The sequence below is a fragment of the Monashia sp. HAY1-11D genome, assembly GCF_056868035.1.
Genome location: NZ_CP200320.1, coordinates 3410616 through 3428438 on the forward strand (window position 1 = coordinate 3410616; position 17823 = coordinate 3428438).

The following is a 17823-nucleotide window of genomic DNA, read 5'->3' on the forward strand; positions in this document are numbered from 1 at the left end:
ATAGTCGGCGCATGAGCTATGCCGGTGACGTGACGCCCGAGCAGGCCTGGGACGCACTGCGTGACGAGCCGGGGGCCGTGCTCGTCGACGTGCGGACCCGGGCCGAGTGGACCTACGTCGGGCTGCCCGACCTCGGCGAGCTCGACAAGGAGGTGCTCCGCGTGGAGTGGCAGCGCTTTCCCGACGGCCGGGTCAACGACGCCTTCACGAGCGAGCTCGAGGCGGCGGGGGTCGCCAAGGACCGCCCGGTGTACTTCCTGTGCCGCTCCGGCGTGCGCTCCGTCGCGGCGGCCGAGGCGGCGACCGCGGCCGGATGGAGCAGCTCCTACAACGTCCTCGAGGGCTTCGAGGGGCCGCACGACGAGCAGCGCCACCGCGCTGTCTCGGGGTGGAAGGTCGCGGGCCTGCCGTGGGTGCAGGGATGAGCGAGATCACCGCGGGAGAGGTGCGCCAGGACTGGCGCCCGGACACCCTTGCGGTGCGAGGGGGTCTGTCCCGCAGCGGGTTCGAGGAGACCTCGGAGGGCCTGTTCCTGACCTCCGGCTTCGTGTACGACACCGCCGAGGACGCCGAGGCGGCGTTCAAGGGTGACGTCGACCGCTTCGTCTACTCCCGCTACGGCAACCCGACCGTGGCGATGTTCGAGGAGCGGCTGCGACAGATCGAGGGCGCCGAGGCGTGCTTCGCCACCGGGTCGGGGATGTCGGCGGTGTTCGTCGCGCTCGCGGCCCTGCTCGGCCGGGGCGACCGCGTCGTGTCCTCGCGGGCGCTGTTCGGCTCGTGCTTCGTCATCCTCGACGAGATCCTCCCACGCTGGGGTGTTGAGGCGGTCTTCGTCGACGGCCCCGACCTCGACCAGTGGCGGGAGGCGCTGTCCGAGCCGACGACGGCGGTCTTCTTCGAGACGCCGAGCAACCCCATGCAGGAGCTCGTCGACATCGCCGCCGTCAGCGAGCTGGCCCACGCGGCCGGTGCGCAGGTCGTCGTCGACAACGTCTTCGGCACGCCGGTCTTCAGCAAGCCGCTCGAGCACGGCGCCGACATCGTCGTGTACTCGGCGACCAAACACATCGACGGCCAGGGCCGCGTGCTCGGCGGCGCGGTGCTCGGGCCGAAGGAGTTCATCGACGGCCCGGTGCAGAACCTCATGCGGCACACCGGACCGTCCATGTCGCCGTTCAACGCCTGGGTCCTCGTCAAGGGCCTGGAGACGATGTCGCTGCGGGTCGAGCGGATGGCCGACAGCGCCCTCGAGGTGGCCCGGTTCCTCGAGTCCCACCCGCGGGTGACGCGCGTCGTGCACCCCTTCCTCGAGTCGCACCCGCAGCACGAGCTCGCCAAGCGACAGATGCTCGCGGCGGGCACCGTCGTCACCTTCGAGATCGACGGCGGCAAGGACGAGGCCTTCGCGCTCATGAACGCGCTCGAGGTCATCGACATCTCGAACAACCTCGGCGACTCCAAGTCCCTCGTGACGCATCCGGCGACGACGACGCACCGGCGCCTCGCCCCGGAGGCGCGGGCCGCCGTGGGGATCACCGACGGTGTCCTGCGGGTCTCGGTCGGCCTCGAGGACGTCCGCGACCTCGTCGACGACCTGCGTCGCGCCCTGGGCTGAACCCCCGCGTGCCGGCTGCGGTTCCGCGTCCGGCCGACGGGAGCCTGCCGGGCCCCGGCTGGCGGGAGCTGGGCGGCGCCGCTCAGGCGGTGACGGCGAGCGTCAGTGTCGTGACCGCGACGACGACCACCGCGCACAGCAGGCCGGTGCGGGCCACCCGCCCTGCGTCGACGGCCAGCCCCGCCGAGCGGCACCGCTGGGCCCACAGCAGGGTGGCCACCGAGCCCCACAGGGTGACGATCGGGCCGGTGTTGACCCCGACGAGCAGCGCCGCGAGCCGGGCCGGGGAGTCGGCGACCGTGGGCTCGACGGCGAGGTAGGCGGGAAGGTTGTTGATGCCGTTCCCGGCCAGCGCGCCCAGGCCGCTCACCCGGAGCAGGTCGGTGACGCCGGTGCCGGCCCCGACGAGCGTGCGCAGCCAGCCCTCGAGACCTGCGCGGAGAGCCGCGTCGACGACGACGAACAGGACGCAGATGCCCAGGACGGTCAGCCACGGCATCCGGATGCGGCGCAGCAGCTCCGGGGCGCGCCAGTACGTGGCGGCGAGGAGGAAGAGCGCAGCGGGCACCGAGGCGAGCGCGGGCTGGACGCCGGCGACGAACGCGACGGCCAGCACGCCGCACGTCCAGGCCGTGATGACCATGAGCAGGTGGTCGTGGGGCTGAGCCCGGGGCGGGGCCTCGTAGCGCAGCCGCAGCTCGCGCCGGTGCAGCAGCCACAGCACCGCCACGGTGGCCACGACGGCCGCGACCGACGGGGCGGCGAGCAGGCGCAGGTAGCCCCAGGTCGAGATGCCGAGGTGCGCGAACGGGTGCAACGACAGCAGGTTGGTCAGGTTGGAGACCGGCAGCAGCAGCGAGGCCGTGTTGGCCAGCCAGAGCGTCGTCATGGCGAAGGGCAGCGGCGGCGCCCCGACCTGCCGGGCGACGGTCACGGCCACCGGGGTCAGCAGCACCGCCGTCGTGTCGAGACTGAGCACGACGGTCGAGCAGACCGCGAGGACCACGACGAGCAGCCAGAGCACCTCGACCCGCCCCCGCGCCAGACGCGCGGCCCAGTGGGCGGCCTCGTCGAAGAGCCCGGCGAGGTCGCAGATCTCGGCGACGAGGGTGATGGCCACGAGGAAGACGAGGATGGGGGCCACCCGGTCGACGAGCTGCGCCAGGTCGAGCACGGCCTCAGTCCCTCGCCGTGGCGGCCAGCTGCCAGGCCTTTCCCGGGCGCTCGGGCCCGGTGAGGGTCACGGTGAAGCGCTCGGACAGGGCGTCGGCGAGGGCCTCGGGGGTGCGCGGCGCCTCCCGGCCGACCAGCTCGCGCGCGACGAGGCCGCGGGTGTGCTTGGCCATGTGGGACGCGCCGGGCACGGTGACGTGGACGGTGCGGCGGGCGACGTGGGCCGGCGGACGCCACATGGCGGCATAGGTCGTGGAGCGGCAGTCGACGACGAGACCGCGTTCACCCGCAGCCCGCTCGAGCACGGGCGCCAGGTGCGGGCGCCACACCCGGTCGAGCGCGCCGACGCCCGGCACGTCCGCGCAGACGTGGACGCGGTAGGCGGGGATGCGGTCGGTGAGGCGGACCGCGCCGAACAGCGCGGAGATGACCACGATGCTGCGGTTGGCGCGCCGTCGGGCCGCGGCGTCGAGGGTCGGCAGGTCGAGCGCCTTGTACAGGACCCCCGAGTACACGTCGGCGGCGACCCGGGCCGGCCCGGTGAGCAGCCGGGTGTTGCGCTCGACCTCCTCGACGAGGTTCGGGCTGACGCCGAGGACCTCGGGGGCGCCCGGCTCGGCGCTGACGGCGGCCACGGCGCGCACGGCGTCCTCGCGCAGCGGCGTCAGCTCGGGGAAGGACAGGGAGCCGAGGTCGAGCGGTCGCCCTCGCCGGGCGGGGGTCTTGCCCTCGGACGGGGGCAGGAGGATGAGCACGGGGGTCAGCCTAGGCACTGGCGCGAGAACGCGGCGCACCCTCCCACGGCGCGGGCCGGCGATCCGGGCCCGACGAAAGTCGCTGGTGCGCCGACGCCGAACGAGCGAGCCGGCACCGCGCGTCGGGCCGCGTGCATAGGGTGGCGCCATGCCCTCGAGACACATCGTCTTCCGCCCGGCGCCGACGCCGGGTGACGTGGCGCAGGCCCTGACCACCCGCTTCGAGGAGATCCGCCGGGAGGCACAGCTGCCCGACGGGTTCCCGGCCGACGTCGTCGCCGAGGCCGCAGCCGCCGCCGGGAGCGCGGCGCTGCCCGAGCGCGACGAGACCGCCGTCCCGTTCGTCACCATCGACCCGCGGGGGTCGATGGACCTCGACCAGGCCCTGCACCTCGAGCGCTCCGGCGATGGCTACCGCGTGCGCTACGCGATCGCCGACGTGCCGGCCTTCGTCCGCGCCGGGGGAGCGGTCGACGCGGAGGCCCGACGGCGCGGACAGACGGTGTACTGCCCCGACGAGCGCGTGCTGCTGCACCCCAAGGAGCTGAGCGAGGGCGCGGCGAGCTTGCTGCCGGACCAGGTCCGCCCCGCGTTCGTCTGGGACATCCGGCTCGACGCCGACGCAGAGAGCACCGCTGTCCACGTCTTCCGGGCGATGGTGCGCAGCGTGCGTCGCTACCACTACGCCGAGGTGCAGGATGCCGTCGACGACGGCTCCGCCGACGAGGTCCTGATGCTGCTCAAGGAGGTGGGCGAGAAGCGGATCGCCTTGGAGCGCAACCGGGGCGGCGCGTCGCTGCCGATGCCGGAGCAGGAGGTCCGGGAGGACGGCTCCGGCGGGTTCACGGTGTCCTTCCGGCCGCTGCTGCCCTCCGAGGACTGGAACGCCCAGGTGTCGCTGCTGACCGGCATGGGTGCCGCCGAGCTCATGCTGCGCGGCAAGGTCGGCATCCTGCGAACCATGCCGCCGCCCGACGAGCGTGACCTCGAGCGCTTCCGGCGGCAGGCCGAGGCGGCCGGCGTCGCGTGGCCCGAGGGACTGTCGTACGGCGAGTTCCTGCGCACCCTCGACGGCACCGACCCGCGGCACCTCGCCCTCGTCCACGAGGCGACGACGCTGTTCCGCGGCGCCGGCTACACGCCGTTCGACGGCACCGTGCCGGCACAGGCGGGCCACGCCGCCGTCGCCGCCCCGTACGCCCACGTCACGGCGCCGCTGCGCCGGCTCGTCGACCGCTTCGGTCTCGTCGTGTGCGAGGCGCTCTCGGCCGGCACCGAGGTGCCCGCCTGGGCTCGCGACGCGCTCGCCACGCTGCCGGAGGTCATGGCGGCCTCGGACCGTCGGGCCAACCAGGTCGAGCGGGCCTGCACCGATGCCGTCGAGGCGGCCGAGCTGGCTGGGCACCTCGGTGAGGAGCTCGGCGCGGTGGTCCTCGCCGCGAACGGGCAGGCTGTCGTCGTCCAGCTCAGCGACCTCGCGGTCGTCGCCAAGGCCACCGGGGCGGCGCGTCCGGGGGACTCGGTGCGCGTCCGCGTCGACGCGGCCGACGTGTCGACGGGAACGGTCGGCCTCGCCGTCGTGTGACGCGTCGGCGCCGGCGTCGTCCCTCGAGGACGGGCCCTGTCCCGCTCCGCCGCGGTCAGCCGGTGAGTGCCGCCGCGTTCGCAGGCGCCTGGCCGTTCGGCGCCGGCTGGGTGCCCGTGCCGGTCGAGGGTGGCGTCGTGGCTGCCGGGGCGTCGGTCGTGGGGGGCGTGCCCGAGGGACCGCCGGTCGAGGCGTCCGACGCGGTTGTCGGGGCCGGGGCGCCGGACGTGGAACCCGGCATCGGCGTCCCCGTCGGGCCGCCCGTCGGGGTCGGGGCGGTTGTCGCAGGAGTCGTCGGTGTGGTGCTGGGGTGGGTGGTGCCGGTGCTCGGGATGCCGGAACCGCTGGAGGCGGCCGAGCCGCCCCGGGAGGGACCCTCCACGAGGTGGGCCGCCCCACCTCGGCCGATCGTGGTCCCGGTGACCTGGGCCCCGGTCGTCAGCTGGACGCCGGTGAGGACCACGGCGGCGACGGCGAAGAGGGCCCCAGCCGTCGTGAGCAGGCGTCGGGTGCCGGTCCGGTCGGGCAGGCGCAGCCAGAGCGAGCTGCGTCGGGCCAGGGGGCCGCGGCCGTACGCGCGGCCGAGGGTGCCGCGGCCGTAGGCGCGGGCGAGGACGACGGCCTCGCGGGCACGCGCCATCGAGTTGGTGTAGAGGTTCGCGGCCACCGCGGTGACGACCGAACCGATCGCGGCGCCGGCGATCGTGCCCAGCAGGCCCAGGCGTGAACCGAGGGCGGCGGCGGTCGCCGCGGCCAGCGAGCCGCCGACGAGCTGGGTCAGCGACAGGTCCAGCAGGCGTGGACGAGGGGACGGGTCCTGGGTCCCGCCCGCGAGCGGTACCTCGACTGGTCGGTCCGCGAGCAGGGGCCGGGCCCGCTCCGGGATCGGTCGGGTGGGGGCTGATGGGGGAGAGGTCTGCGTCATCGTCCTGAGGGGGCAGGTTTCCGTACGGTCGTCACCCGTCCCCGTTGACGAGCCGGGGCGGCGCCGAACGCCGTCCCTCGCAGGGAGGACGAGCGACGAGCCGTCGTCGTTGACGTCCGGACGAGTTTGTGACTCGGGTCACAGGTCGGGTCGACGGCTCGTGCGGGTGGCCACGGGGCGCGCACTGCACACAAAAGGGGCGGCGCAACCGGTGACGGCAGCCCCCGACCCGTCCTACGGTGGAGCAACAGGGGGACGTTGGGGAGGGGAGCCAGGTGGACGTCGCGGTCTCCGTCGAGGAGCGCAGCATCCGTGTCCGGCTGGCCGGTGAGGTCGACACGTACACGGTGCCCCACGCCCGGCTCGCGTTCGACTCGCTCGAGCTGGTGCCGGGGGCCACGGTCGTCGTCGACCTGCGCGACGTGACGTTCCTCGACTCGTCGGGGCTCGGCGCCGTCATCGGCCTCCACCACCGGGCCAAGGCGGCAGGAGCCACGCTGCGGCTCGTCTGCTCCGGGGTGTCACTGCGCCTCGTGCGGCTGACCAACCTCGACCAGGTCATCGAGGTCGAAGAGGTCGACGAGGTCGACGAGGTCAGCGCCCCGCTCGAGCCCGAACCGTCTACCGAGGGCGGGGCGGTCGCGGCAGGTTGACGTGCAGGCGCACCGTGGTGCGCGCCGGCGTCGCCTCGATGTCGAGCCGGTCGGTCAGGGACTCGGCGATCCACAGGCCCCGGCCGCTCACCGCGTGGTGGTCGGCGTGTCGGATGCTCGGCGTCGAGCCCGTGCCGTCGCCGTCCTCGACCGTGAAGACCAGGCCCTCGCCGGTCGCGTCGATGCGAAGCCGGCCGTGGCCGCCGCCGTGGACGATGCTGTTGACGGCGACCTCGTGCACCGCGATCTCGGCGTCGCCGACGCGGTCGGGCACCCGCCCCACCGTGACCGTGCGGACCACCTCCCGAACCCGGCGCAGGTCGTCCGGGCCGAAGTCGAGGCAGGCCAGCTCGGCGTCGCCGTCCACGGTCGGCGTGGTCATCGTTCCATGGTGGCACTCCGTGGCCCATCTCGGGGACGACGACGCCCACCGACTGACAGGATGTGCGCATGACCGCGAGGGAGCCGGGCCCGAACAGGCACCCCGCCATTGCCGCGCGGCTCGCGGCCCTCGCGCGCACGGTGGCCCGTCTCGGGGCGGCCACGACGATGGACGACCTCACCGAGATCGTCACGGAGCGCGCCTCGGAGGTCATCGGGGCGACGCGCGCCGTGCTCGCGCTGCGTGACGGGCCGGACCTGCTGCGGACCGTGGGCACCCACGGGATGAGCGCGAGCCTGGTCCGGCAGTGGGCCGTCTTCGACCTCGACGCCCGGACGCCGATGACCGAGGCCGTGCGGCTGGGGCGCACGATCGTCACCGAGAGCCGCGCCGACATGGTCGCGCGCTACCCCGACCTCGACGACGACGGCACCGAGCGCTCCAGCGTCACGCTTCCCCTCCTGGCGCCCGCGACCGGCGAGGCGATCGGTGCGGTCGGGTTCCGGTTCGAGGGCCGGGTCGGGCCGCTGGAGCCGGAGGAGCTGTCGGTCCTCGGCGTCCTCGCGGAGATGTGCGCCCAGACGATCCGGCGGCTGCGTGCCGAGCAGCAGAGCGCGGCCCGCGCCGCCCAGCTCGAGTTCCTCGCCGACGCCTCGCAGGCTCTCGCCGGCAGCCTCGACTACCGCGAGACCCTGCGACAGGTCGCCTCGCTCGCCGTGCCCACCCACGCCGACTGGTGCTCGGTCCAGCTGCTGGACGACGGTGTCCTGCGCACGCTCGCCGTCGCGCACGTCGACCCCGAGAAGGTCGCGCTCGCCAAGGAGTTGGAGACGCGCTGGCCGCCTGACCTCAACCGCCCCGGGGGTGTCGCCGAGGTCGTCCGGTCCGGCACCAGCCTGCTCGTCGAGGCCGTCACCGACGAGATGCTCGTCGCGTCGGCGCGCGACGAGGAGCACCTGCGGATCGCGCGCGAGCTCGGGCTGCAGAGCGCGATGTCCGTGCCGTTGCTCGCCAAGGAGCGGGTGCTCGGCGTGCTGAGCTTCGTCGCGGCGGAGTCGGGTCGCAGGTACACGGCCGAGGACGTCTCGTTCGCGGAGGACCTCGCCCGCCGAGCCGCGCAGGCCATCGACAACGCCGACCTCTACTCCCAGACGCGTCGCGTGGCCGCCGTGCTGCAGGCGACACTGCTGCCGCACCAGATGCCGGAGGTCGCCGGCTGGGGCTTCGGGGCGGTCTACCGGCAGGCCGGACGGACCGAGGTCGGTGGCGACTACTACGACGTCGCGGCACTCGAGGACCAGCGGCTCGTGGCCGTCGTCGGCGACGTCATGGGCCGCGGCGTCGATGCGGCGCTCGGTGGCTCGCGGATGCGCTCGGCCGTGCGGGTGCTGGCGACCCAGCACCCCGAACCCGACGCGCTCGCCCGCGCCGTCGACCGGCTCATGGCCGTCGAGGCGCCGACGCCGATGGCCTCGGCCGTGTACGTGCTCTTCGACCCGGCCACCGACATGCTGTCGATGACCGTCGCCGGTCACCCGCCGCCGTTGCTCATCCGGCGCGGAGAGGGCCGCTACATCGAGGAGCACGGCTCGCCGGTGCACGGCCTCGGGACGGTGCCGCGCCCGGTCGTCAACCTGCCCTTCGGCATCGGTGACGTGCTCCTGCTCTACACGGACGGGCTCGTCGAGCGCCGCGGTGAGGCCATCGACGTCGGGCTGGGTCGGCTGCGCGACCTGGCCGAGCGGTGCTTTCGCGACGCCGGCCCGGACGCCGACCTCGACGCCGTCCTCGACGACCTCGTCGAAGCGGTCACCGACCCCGACCGCCACGACGACGTGGCCCTGGTCGGGTTTCGACGCGTCGCCTGAGGGGCGGGGCGGCGCCGGTGGGGGCCGGCCGCCTATGCTGGTCCGCGGATGAGTCGGCCAGGCGGTCGCGTCAGGGCCTCGGCCCTGCCGAGGAACGTCCGGGCTCCGAAGGGCAGGGTGGTGGCCAACAGCCACCCGGGGTGACCCGCGGGACAGTGCCACAGAGAACAGACCGCCGGAGGCCTCGGCCACCGGCAAGGGTGAAACGGTGGTGTAAGAGACCACCAGCGCCCCAGGCGACTGGGGCGGCTCGGTAAACCCCACCCGGAGCAAGTCCAGACAGCGCACGATCCACGCCCTCGGGCGTCGGGAAGACCGGCCCGGTCGAGTGTGCGGGTAGGACGCTGGAACCGGTCAGCAATGGCCGGTCGAGATGGATGGCCGCCACCGCGGATGCCGGCAACGGCGTCGCGGGACAGAACCCGGCGTATCGGCCGACTCATCCACTTTCAGGCCTCTGACCTGCGGTTATGCCCGGAGGGCCCCTCGGCAGTCCGCAGATAGTCTGCAAGATTTCCGAAGACGAGGTCCACGGCATCCCGCGTCCGGTCGTCAGAGTCGGGCCAGATATGGCTGTAGGTGTCGAGCGTTGTGACGGGCATTCGTCGCGGGTGTTTGGTCACGATCATTCTGACCGAGGGCTCCCGGTGCCCAGGTTCCGCTCGCGGAGGTCGAGGCTCCAGCGTCTCAACGAGATCGAATTGTTCGTGCCAGCAGCTGAGTTGTGCTCGGGAGCGGGCCGAGCGACCCGCTCGCCCCACCCGCTGGGACCAGAATGGATACATGACGTTCGTCGAGGTCGCGATCGCGGACCTGGCTCAAGAGCCGATTCGACAGAGTGATGCTCACCTCGATCTAGAACGCGTCGCGTTCTACGCGGATCACCTGGCCGACTCGGCACCTGTCGTCGTCTACGACATAGAAGGCTGCCTGCTGCTGGCTGACGGTTATCACCGAGTAGCTGCGGCCCGACAACTCCGCAGAACGGTCATCTCGGCAGATGTACGAAAAGGCACCCGAGCTGATGCTTTGCGTTTCGCCGCGGACCTGGCGCGGCAGCAGCGCGGGCTTCCGAAGGAACAGATTCTCGCCGCCATCATGCGAAGGGCCGACGGCCGTACGGGACCTCACTGACATCGGGACGATCGCTCGGCTCGCCGCATGTGCGCGCGTTGCCGCGATACTGAACGCGTGAATCCCTCCGTGCTGAGTGCCTTGCTCGTGGTCCTGGCCGTCGGAGCCGCCAGCCTTTGGGTGCTGTCGGATGCCCGGTCACGGGTGAAGCTCGACCGACCCGTCGTCGCCAGGTTCGGTGATCTCACGGTTGATAGGCCGGAAGTGTGGGCGGCCCTATGCCTACTGGTGATGGTGCTGTTCTTGCCGCTTTACCTCGTGGCCCGCAGCGCCGAGTAACCCAGCGCACTTTGCACGCCCTCTCATCGGCTACCTAGAGAGTGGGGCCAGGTTCTGGCCTGGCCGGGCCGGGGCTCAGGTGCCCGGGGTTTGTCGCTCGCACATCGGCTGCCCAGCGTCCGTTGTGGCTCTCATTTGGCTTGCGCAGCCTCGGGCATCGCCAGGGCCGGGAGAGTCTCAAGAGAGGAATGCGCTGCCTGAAGTAGCGGTGCCCTCCCGGCAAGGGTGCCGGCTGCTGAGCTCTGGGAGACGATGCTTGCCAGCCGGCCGGCGGCATCCCACGTCTGCGTGGTGGTCGTCGGCCCCTGGGCGATGCTGGTCGGGTTCGCGTCCTTGTCGCGGCCGAGGATGGTCGTGTTGCCGAGCCAGTCGCTGATCGTGGCCAGTTGCCCCGCGTCGTCGTAAGGGCGGGTGACCGTCTTGCCGTTCGGGTAGGTGAGCCTGGTCAACAGCCCGGACAGGTTCCAGCTGTAGCCGACGGTTCGTCCAGCCCTGGGCGTGGACGAAGTGATGCGGTCCAGGTCGTCATAGGTGAACGTGCTGGTTCCGGACCCATCAGTGCGACTCGTGACACGGCCCAGGACGTCATAACTGTAGCTCTCCGCCGGCGTCGCTCCGTCGTCGTAGGAGACGCCGGTGAGCCTGTCGAGTGCGACCTAGGTGTTCGTAGTGACGCGCCCGGCAGGGTCGGTGACGGTGGTCAGGTTGTCGTTGCGGTCCCAGCTGTAACCGGTGACGCGTCCCAGCGGGTCGGTGCTGCTCGCAGGTCTACCGACCGGGTCGTACGTGTAGGTCGTCGCGTTGCCGCCCGCGTCGGTCCGGGACTTGAGCTTCCCGTCCTTGTCGTAGGCGAGAGCGACGGTAGAGGCGTCCGGCGCAGTCGTCGTCCTGACCAGGCCCGTCGTGGTGTAGGCGTAGGCCGTCGTGTGGCCCAGCTGGTCGATCGCGGCGGTGATCCGGCCGCTGTCGTCACGGGTGGCAGAGGCGGTGTGCCCGAGCGAGTCCTCGACACCGGTGGCGCGCCCGGTCGCATCGTAGCTGTATGTCGTGGTGTTCCCGCGCGGGGACGTGGCCGTCAGCAGGCGGCCGGCGTCGTCGTAGGTGAACCGAGTCGTGTTGCCGGCGCCGTCGGTGATGCTCGCCAGGCGGTCGGTGCAACCGGTACGAGGTCGAGGGTACCTGCCGGTACCGGGTGCGTTGGTGCGTTGGTGACCGTCGGTGAGGTCCTCGAGGTTCCGATCGGCGACTGTCGCGCGGTCGGGCCGGTGGCCCACCGCAAGCCGCCGACCGAGGCTTGACGGGAAACGCCGTTCACCGGAAGTCCTCGTGAATCCGAGCGCTGGACCGGAGCTCGCTCGGCGCTTCCCGGCGACACGTCTTGGTGCTGGTCGCAGTGCCCCCAAGCCCTTGTCAGCCGGCTGAGCCCGGCTGACAGCTGGCCGTTCTCGCTCGGCGAACCGTGGCGCGGCCGCGAGCACCGAAACCGGCTGGCGGGCCGGCGGCGCTTCATCAAGGTCCGCCGCGACCGACGTCGGTCGCGCCGCGGCGCCCGCGGGTAGGTGGCACGTGCAGACGGACGTCTCACCACTTGTGGCCTTCGCTGCCCTAACGCCCATATGAAGGAGCCCAGAGATGAGCGACCCCCAGAGCCCGACCGGCTCAAGCTCGACCGCCGTTACCAGTACCGAGGCGCAGTCACCGCTGGTGACGAAGCTTGGCAGAACTACCATCGCTGACACCGTGGTTGCCAAGATCGCCGGCATCGCGGCCAGTGAGGTGCCCGGCGTGCATGCCCTCGGTGGCGCCACGGCCCGGGCGGTCGGGGCCTTCCGTGAGCGGATGCCCGGTGGCCACGCCAGCCAATCGCAGGGCATCTCTGTGGAGGTGGGCGAGCGGCAGGCCGCCGTCGACGTCCAGCTCGTCGCCGACTACGGCGTGGCCGTGACCGACCTCGCACGGGCCATCCGTCGCAACGTGATCTCGGCGATCGAGCGGATGACCGGCCTCGAGGTGACGGAGGTCAACATCGACGTTCAGGACGTGTTCCTCGAGAGTGACACCGAGAGCCCGGACGAGGATCAGAGCCAGGGCGGCAAGCGCCGAGTCCAGTGATGGCGCACCCGGGCGGCACGGGAACGGGTCGGGAGGCGAAATGGCCACCTCCGATCCGGCGGGGTGATGTTCGGACGCGTGCCCGTTCGCGCATTTGTTCAGGCTTCGGCTCGACGTCTCACCCTTTCTTCCCGGGCCTGAAGCGTCGTGTGCCCAGTTGAGACCCAGCATCGGCGTGCGAGCGCAGCGCGAAGTGTCGGCTCCTGTCGGGCTGCGGGAGGGGTCCAAGCGTTCGACGAGGTGGGCGTCACGCGCGGTGTGCAGGCCCCCTCGGCGCGCCGGACGCTGCGCTCATCCCAAGTTGGCGACGAGCGGCAGTGCGGGGCACCGCGGCGTTGGCGGCCTTGGCGCCGGCCGGCTTGGGACGGTTGGGCAGCGCGAGGCGGAAGACCTTGGCCCAGGCCTGGCCGACCTGCTTGGGCAGCGGGCCGGTCGTGTAGGGAAGGCCGTAGCGCTGGCAGATCTCACGGACCTCGACGGCGACCTCGGCGTAGCGGTTGCTCGGCAGGTCGGGGAAGCAGTGGTGCTCGATCTGGTGGGAGAGGTTGCCGGTCATGATGTGCATCAGCTTCGAGCCGGAGATGTTGGCCGAGCCGAGCATCTGGCGGATGTACCAGTCGCCGCGCGTCTCGCCCTCGATCTCCTCCTCGGTGAAGGTGTCGACACCGTCGGGGAAGTGGCCGCAGAAGATGACCGAGTGCGCCCACACGTTGCGGATGGCGTTGGCCGTGAAGGTGCCGAGCAGCGCCTGCTTGCCGGAGCCGAACGGCACGGCCGCGAGCGGTGTCGCGGCGTAGTCCTTGGTGAACTGACGCACCACCTTGCGACCCATCGCCTTGAGGTCGCGCTTGAGGTCCTCCTTGGACTTCTCGCCGTCCTTGACGGCCTCGAGCTCGAGGTCGTAGATGGCGATGCCCCACTCGAAGAAGGGCGCCAGGACCATGTTGTAGAGCGGGTTGCCGAGGTTGCCGGGGTGCCACGGCTGGTCCTCGGCCATGCGCAGGGTGGAGTAGCCCACGTCCTTGTCCTTGCCCAGCACGTTGGTCCACGTGTGGTGCAGGTCGTTGTGGGTGTGCTTCCAGGCGGCGGCGGGGGTGACGAAGTCCCACTCCCACGTCGTGGAGTGGATGTCGGGGTCGCGCATCCAGTCCCACTGGCCGTGCAGGACGTTGTGGCCGATCTCCATGTTCTCGAGGATCTTGGCGACCGACAGCATGGCGGTGCCGGCAACGAAGGCGCTCTTCTTCTTCGAGAAGAGCAGCGTGGCCCGGCCTGCGACCTCGAGGGTGCGCTGGATGCGGATGACACGGCGGATGTAGGCCGCGTCCTTGGCCCCGCGCGTGGCGATGATGCGGTCGCGCACGGCGTCGAGCTCCTTGCCGAGGCGCTCGACGTCGGCCTCGGACAGGTGCGCCGCGGCGCTCGGGCGCTTCAGGGGTCCTCCGGACGCCGCGAGGACGGGCTTACGGACCCGGATCGCCGGGGCGGTCTCGGCCGCGGCGGCCCCGGCGGCGCGGGTCGGCGCCGTCGTCTTCGGTCGGTTCATGGTGGCGGTCATCGGTGGTTCCCTTCCTAGATGTCCATGTGGACAGGTCCCGCGGCCGCGTTGACGCACGTCTGGATCAGGTCCTGAACTGGGTCATGACCTCCATTGTGGCCTCCAGGGCCCTTCCGAACTAGGGGGTGAGGCGTAGGCTCTCGCTGTCAGAACTGTTTCTCCACGACAAATTCTGGGATCAAGCCCTGTCGAACGCCACATCGAACCGACCATGGTTTGTTGCTCTCCGCGGAAGTGGCAACCTCGACCCCCGGTTGTGTGGCTCCGTCAGCCGACCCACGTGACGCCATACAAAGCTCGTCAGCCGATCGGCCACGGAACACGCCTGCTTCCCCGAACGGCGCCCCGGGGCCACGCGGGGGTATGGGTCAATGCTGAACCGCCCAACTCGCCGGAAAACGCTCTGCCGACGAACCTCGGTCGTGGGCTCGCACGAGGGCCCGTGCGGTCGAAGCGCCGGGCGTCGGTGTCGCGGCTCGCTGATCAGGAACGTCGCTCCTTCCTGAGGTCCCTGCCGGCCAAGTCCTCGGCACACCCTTGCTCTATGACACCCGCCAGCGCGCGATCCCAACCGTCACTGTGCACCAAGATCAGTTGCGCCGACCTTTGCGCTGGCACGGCGTGATGCGGCGCTTTGTGCTCTTCTCGGGCCTGTTCAGCTTTGCTGCCCAACTTCGCCACCTTCGGCGTGATGCCCTGAGCCTTCACTCGGCCCAGCGCACCTCCGATCCGAGTAGTTCGCCGAATCACTTCGCCGCGCACGCCTTGACCATGTTGGAGATCCGCACCCAACGTTCCCCTCTTCCGCAGCCGCACCAGCTTTCTGCTCGTTCTTGCGGTCGTCAGCGTCATGGTCGGTGCGCTGCTCCCCGGCTCACTCGACGGTGCCCCTGATCTTCAGCCTCTCCCGGGGGCTTTCGCCGCACCGCCCGGGGATGGGCGTGGCTTACCTCGTCCCGATCGAGGCTGCCAAGCGCCTCTTCTACCCCGCATCCGGTCCGGTGAGCGTCGTCAAGCACCTCACGGCCCAGCCTTGCCTCAGCCGGGGGCGTCGCCGACTTCGGTGCAGTGCCTGCAAGAGCCCCTTCGGTTCCGGGCGTACGATCAACTGGTCACGGGCATCCCGTACCTCGGCACTCACGCCGACCTCGCCCGCGGTGATGGACGCGGAATCGAAGGCTTGTCATGAGCACAACCGTCATCGTCTTGGTCATCATTGCGCTGGTGCTGCTCCTTGCGGCCTTGACGATCAAGGTCGTCAAGCAGTACGAGTTGGGGGTGCTGTTCCGGCTGGGCCGAGTCGTCGGCGCCCGGCAGCCCGGACTGCGGCTGATTGTCCCGTTCGTCGAAGTCTTGCACCGCGTCTCGTTGCGGATCGTCACGATGCCCATCCAGTCCCAGGGGATCATCACCCGCGACAACGTCAGCGTCGACGTGTCGGCCGTGGCCTACTTCCGTGTCGTCGACGCGGTCAAGTCGGTCGTCGCGATCGAGAACGTGCACGATGCGATCGACCAGATCGCCCAGACGACGCTGCGCAAGGTCGTCGGACAGCACACGCTCGATGAGATCCTCGCCGAGACGGACCGGATCAATCTCGACATCCGCCAGATCCTCGACGGGAGCACGCTGGACTGGGGCGTCGAGGTGACGCTGGTCGAGCTGAAGGACATCCAGCTGCCCGACAGCATGAAGCGTGCGATGGCTCGCCAGGCGGAGGCGGAGCGGGAGAAGCGAGCCAAGATCATCAGCGCCGAGGGGGAGTCGCTCGCCGCGGCGGCGCTGGGCGACGCCTCCGACACGATGATGGCCCACCCTCTCGCCCTCCAGCTGCGCAACCTGCAGAGCCTCGTGGAGCTCGGCGTGGACAAGAACACCACAGTTGTGTTCCCGGCGCCCTTGATGAGCACCATCGCCGAGCTCGGCAGTTTCCTTGCCCACGAGGCGGCCGCAGCCGCGACGTCCGCGCCCGTCGGAGCGGCCGCGCCCACCTCCTCCCCGCCGTTCACCGGCAAGCCCCTCACGGAACCGGCTGCCCCGCAACCCACCCCGACGCGGAGCGGCGTCTGACGCCTTGCGGTTGGTGTGATGGCGGCTTCCGGCTCGGGCTGACAACGCTCCCCAGCCCCAGTCGCCCTGAAATCGGGTTGGGTAGTGCGTAGTCTGGCCAAGGCTGATCGCACCAGGGGTTGATCAACTGACCGGCCCGGATGGGCTGCTGGAGGCGATCGCCAAGCAGATCCTTCAGGCCGCTCTCGAGGGAGAGATCAGGTGCGCGAGGACATTCCCTGCGGGATCACCACCGGGTGACCGAGCACAGGCAGACTCGCCCAGCTTCGAGCACGCCCTGGGCCTTGGGAGGGAATCGCAGTCCGATCCGCCGCTGCCGACAGAATTCCGAGGATCGCTACGGCATCAGCCTGCAACGGCTGCCGTAGCGACAACTGTGCGGTCACTCGGGGCATCACCGAACGGCGCGCGAGCAACTCAGGCAGCGGCATCAGGCAGCGTCGACAGGCCCGCACCAGTCACCGACCGGCGGCTCTGACGCCGGACACAATGGCGGCGGCGACGAGTCCGAGGAGCAGCAGCAGCAACACCACCGGGGCAAGGAGCAGGAGGAGCAGCACGACCAGCACCGCGGCAAACCTGAGCGGGACACTGGCTCCCAACCACGCGCCCTTCATCGCCGCCCACACAGGGTTCTTTCCCAGCAGGTGTGCCTTCAGGCCTTCAAGGACGGCCCTCCCGGTCGCTCCTTGGGAGGCCACGTATTCCTCGATCTGGCAGATCCACTCATCGACCTTGTGCGACAGCTTGGCAGCCGCGGCCTGCAGTGCCGCTTCCGCGAGGCGTCCGAGGGCTGGGGCCAAGGCTGAGGACACGGAGGCGTGCTGGACCTTGTCACCTGCGACCTCTGATGTCATGCCGCCATCCCTCAGTCCAGACGGTCCCCCAGCGGGATTCGCTGCCTTGGATCAGGCTAGCCAATCCGAAACAACTGTGAAGGCAGGCGAAGCTCCGATCTGGATAGGGCCTCACATCGGCACGGCCGATTAGCGCTTTGAGCGTGCGTCGCGTGTGAGGGTTCGCCGCAGGTGTCGCACGGATTGCCCCGCTCCAATCGCCCTCGTCCCCGGTAGTCCCTCGACCCCCGGTGCCGCCGTAGGTCAGCTCTGACGTGCAGGTGAGTATGTATGCCGCGGTGCGTCACCGTTTCGATCGAGCCGTGTGGCGCAACCAGGGGCGGGGGCGCATTCCACAGGGTCACCGTATGGGTCGTCCCGTCGTTCAGTCGGGGCGTCATCCGGGACGACGCTGTTTCCTGTGCGACCCACAGCTGGTCCCGTGCCGTGGCGGTGAACGCCCGCTGCACCAGGCAGCTCCGAGCGCGTGTCCGGTCCGCTGCAGGGGATCGTCGTACGGGGCCCCTTGGCGCGGCTGACCCCGTGCAGGCCAGCGCAGCGCATCAACCGGTGCGTCGTACAGCGAGCCACCAGGTGGCCCTGCCGGCGCAGCTCGGCGTGGACCTGCCGGATGCCGTCCACGCCGTAGTTGTCACTCGGGTCTCGCGGCGGACCTGCGTGTGCCAACAGGATCACGACGTCGTGACGACGCTACACGTCCTGCTGAACGACTGAAGGCCCACCCGGCGGTGTGCACACTCCGGGACAGTTAGCGCTCCACCATGAGCCCAACTCGCTTTGACGTCAGCGTTCACCGTCTAGGTGTCGTGACCTGGGACGTCGTTTACGGCTTGCCGTGTTGATCCTGGGAGGCC

The 17823-nt window shown here is 70.9% G+C and carries 17 protein-coding genes, 1 other RNA gene and 1 pseudogene; 10 read left to right on the forward strand and 9 right to left on the reverse strand.

All coding sequences use genetic code 11. The features are described from left to right. Positions 1–11 precede the first annotated feature (11 nt). Positions 12–425 (forward strand): rhodanese-like domain-containing protein, encoded by a 414-nt coding sequence (locus AC1VM9_RS15780; RefSeq protein ID WP_483123299.1) that lies wholly within the window; start codon positions 12–14, stop codon positions 423–425. After that, a complete protein-coding gene (locus AC1VM9_RS15785; RefSeq protein ID WP_481339953.1) occupies positions 422–1618 on the forward strand; it encodes an O-succinylhomoserine sulfhydrylase in 1197 nt (398 codons plus the stop codon). The genes AC1VM9_RS15780 and AC1VM9_RS15785 overlap by 4 nt, the downstream gene beginning before the upstream one ends. 82 nt (positions 1619–1700) lie before the next feature. Here AC1VM9_RS15785 and AC1VM9_RS15790 read toward each other — a convergent pair whose 3' ends face one another. After that, positions 1701–2792 (reverse strand): ArsB/NhaD family transporter, encoded by a 1092-nt coding sequence (locus tag AC1VM9_RS15790; protein WP_483123301.1) that lies wholly within the window; start codon positions 2790–2792, stop codon positions 1701–1703. A 4-nt stretch (positions 2793–2796) separates the two neighbouring features. Then, complete coding sequence (locus AC1VM9_RS15795) at positions 2797–3546, reverse strand: YaaA family protein (RefSeq protein WP_481339958.1); 750 nt, start codon at positions 3544–3546, stop codon at positions 2797–2799. A gap of 148 nt (positions 3547–3694) precedes the next feature. Between AC1VM9_RS15795 and AC1VM9_RS15800 the strand changes: the two genes are divergently transcribed. Continuing rightward, positions 3695–5131 (forward strand): RNB domain-containing ribonuclease, encoded by a 1437-nt coding sequence (locus AC1VM9_RS15800; protein ID WP_483123302.1) that lies wholly within the window; start codon positions 3695–3697, stop codon positions 5129–5131. A 55-nt stretch (positions 5132–5186) separates the two neighbouring features. Here the strand turns inward: AC1VM9_RS15800 and AC1VM9_RS15805 are convergent, their stop codons facing one another. Then, positions 5187–6056, reverse strand: coding sequence for a hypothetical protein (locus AC1VM9_RS15805; RefSeq protein WP_483123304.1), 870 nt, complete (start codon positions 6054–6056; stop codon positions 5187–5189). A gap of 275 nt (positions 6057–6331) precedes the next feature. Between AC1VM9_RS15805 and AC1VM9_RS15810 the strand changes: the two genes are divergently transcribed. Next, a complete protein-coding gene (locus tag AC1VM9_RS15810) occupies positions 6332–6709 on the forward strand; it encodes an STAS domain-containing protein (RefSeq protein ID WP_483123306.1) in 378 nt (125 codons plus the stop codon). On the opposite strand, the gene AC1VM9_RS15815 is transcribed toward AC1VM9_RS15810, so the two are convergent. After that, positions 6678–7091, reverse strand: a complete 414-nt coding sequence (locus AC1VM9_RS15815; RefSeq protein ID WP_483123307.1) for an ATP-binding protein — start codon at positions 7089–7091, stop codon at positions 6678–6680. The two genes, AC1VM9_RS15810 and AC1VM9_RS15815, sit on opposite strands and share 32 nt — an antisense overlap. Before the next feature lie 68 nt (positions 7092–7159). Here AC1VM9_RS15815 and AC1VM9_RS15820 point away from each other — a divergent pair, with 68 nt between their 5' ends. The 4 genes from AC1VM9_RS15820 (at position 7160) to AC1VM9_RS15835 (ending at position 10372) form a co-directional block, all read left to right on the forward strand. Continuing rightward, on the forward strand, positions 7160–8959 hold the full coding sequence (locus AC1VM9_RS15820; RefSeq protein WP_483123308.1) for a GAF domain-containing SpoIIE family protein phosphatase: 1800 nt from the start codon (positions 7160–7162) through the stop codon (positions 8957–8959). A gap of 49 nt (positions 8960–9008) precedes the next feature. Beyond that, positions 9009–9405, forward strand: an RNA gene (rnpB, locus tag AC1VM9_RS15825) — RNase P RNA component class A. Positions 9406–9742: 337 nt separating this feature from the next. Further along, the gene (locus AC1VM9_RS15830; protein WP_483123310.1) at positions 9743–10093 is read left to right on the forward strand and encodes a hypothetical protein; all 351 of its coding nucleotides are present in this window, start codon (positions 9743–9745) and stop codon (positions 10091–10093) included. A gap of 57 nt (positions 10094–10150) precedes the next feature. Continuing rightward, positions 10151–10372: a hypothetical protein gene (locus AC1VM9_RS15835; protein WP_481345734.1), complete on the forward strand. Its 222-nt coding sequence runs from the start codon at positions 10151–10153 to the stop codon at positions 10370–10372. A gap of 131 nt (positions 10373–10503) precedes the next feature. On the opposite strand, the pseudogene AC1VM9_RS15840 reads toward AC1VM9_RS15835, so the two are convergent. Both AC1VM9_RS15840 and AC1VM9_RS15845 read right to left on the reverse strand, forming a co-directional pair. Further along, positions 10504–10959, reverse strand: a pseudogene (locus AC1VM9_RS15840) (hypothetical protein); the annotation flags it as partial. A gap of 69 nt (positions 10960–11028) precedes the next feature. Continuing rightward, complete coding sequence (locus tag AC1VM9_RS15845; protein WP_483123311.1) at positions 11029–11646, reverse strand: hypothetical protein; 618 nt, start codon at positions 11644–11646, stop codon at positions 11029–11031. A gap of 358 nt (positions 11647–12004) precedes the next feature. Between AC1VM9_RS15845 and AC1VM9_RS15850 the strand changes: the two genes are divergently transcribed. Next, the gene (locus AC1VM9_RS15850; RefSeq protein ID WP_483123312.1) at positions 12005–12484 is read left to right on the forward strand and encodes an Asp23/Gls24 family envelope stress response protein; all 480 of its coding nucleotides are present in this window, start codon (positions 12005–12007) and stop codon (positions 12482–12484) included. Between the two features lie 247 nt (positions 12485–12731). On the opposite strand, the gene AC1VM9_RS15855 is transcribed toward AC1VM9_RS15850, so the two are convergent. Continuing rightward, complete coding sequence (locus tag AC1VM9_RS15855) at positions 12732–14042, reverse strand: fatty acid desaturase family protein (protein WP_483123314.1); 1311 nt, start codon at positions 14040–14042, stop codon at positions 12732–12734. Positions 14043–15227: 1185 nt separating this feature from the next. On the opposite strand from AC1VM9_RS15855, the gene AC1VM9_RS15860 reads away from it, so the two are divergent. Further along, positions 15228–16112 (forward strand): slipin family protein, encoded by an 885-nt coding sequence (locus AC1VM9_RS15860; RefSeq protein WP_483123315.1) that lies wholly within the window; start codon positions 15228–15230, stop codon positions 16110–16112. A gap of 458 nt (positions 16113–16570) precedes the next feature. On the opposite strand, the gene AC1VM9_RS15865 is transcribed toward AC1VM9_RS15860, so the two are convergent. Together AC1VM9_RS15865 and AC1VM9_RS15870 are read right to left on the reverse strand one after the other, a co-directional pair. Continuing rightward, positions 16571–16969, reverse strand: coding sequence for a hypothetical protein (locus AC1VM9_RS15865; protein ID WP_483123316.1), 399 nt, complete (start codon positions 16967–16969; stop codon positions 16571–16573). A gap of 243 nt (positions 16970–17212) precedes the next feature. Continuing rightward, positions 17213–17644 (reverse strand): IS3 family transposase, encoded by a 432-nt coding sequence (locus AC1VM9_RS15870; RefSeq protein ID WP_483123317.1) that lies wholly within the window; start codon positions 17642–17644, stop codon positions 17213–17215. Between the last annotated feature and the right edge of the window lie 179 nt (positions 17645–17823).

Coding starts and splice junctions, on each gene's coding strand:
- AC1VM9_RS15780 (WP_483123299.1), top strand. CDS start 12: ATGAGCTATGCCGGTGACGTGACGCCCGAGCAGGCCTGGGACGCACTG.
- AC1VM9_RS15785 (WP_481339953.1), top strand. CDS start 422: ATGAGCGAGATCACCGCGGGAGAGGTGCGCCAGGACTGGCGCCCGGAC.
- AC1VM9_RS15800 (WP_483123302.1), top strand. CDS start 3,695: ATGCCCTCGAGACACATCGTCTTCCGCCCGGCGCCGACGCCGGGTGAC.
- AC1VM9_RS15805 (WP_483123304.1), bottom strand. CDS start 6,056: ATGACGCAGACCTCTCCCCCATCAGCCCCCACCCGACCGATCCCGGAG.
- AC1VM9_RS15815 (WP_483123307.1), bottom strand. CDS start 7,091: ATGACCACGCCGACCGTGGACGGCGACGCCGAGCTGGCCTGCCTCGAC.
- AC1VM9_RS15820 (WP_483123308.1), top strand. CDS start 7,160: ATGACCGCGAGGGAGCCGGGCCCGAACAGGCACCCCGCCATTGCCGCG.
- AC1VM9_RS15830 (WP_483123310.1), top strand. CDS start 9,743: ATGACGTTCGTCGAGGTCGCGATCGCGGACCTGGCTCAAGAGCCGATT.
- AC1VM9_RS15850 (WP_483123312.1), top strand. CDS start 12,005: ATGAGCGACCCCCAGAGCCCGACCGGCTCAAGCTCGACCGCCGTTACC.
- AC1VM9_RS15855 (WP_483123314.1), bottom strand. CDS start 14,042: ATGACCGCCACCATGAACCGACCGAAGACGACGGCGCCGACCCGCGCC.
- AC1VM9_RS15860 (WP_483123315.1), top strand. CDS start 15,228: ATGAGCACAACCGTCATCGTCTTGGTCATCATTGCGCTGGTGCTGCTC.
- AC1VM9_RS15865 (WP_483123316.1), bottom strand. CDS start 16,969: ATGACATCAGAGGTCGCAGGTGACAAGGTCCAGCACGCCTCCGTGTCC.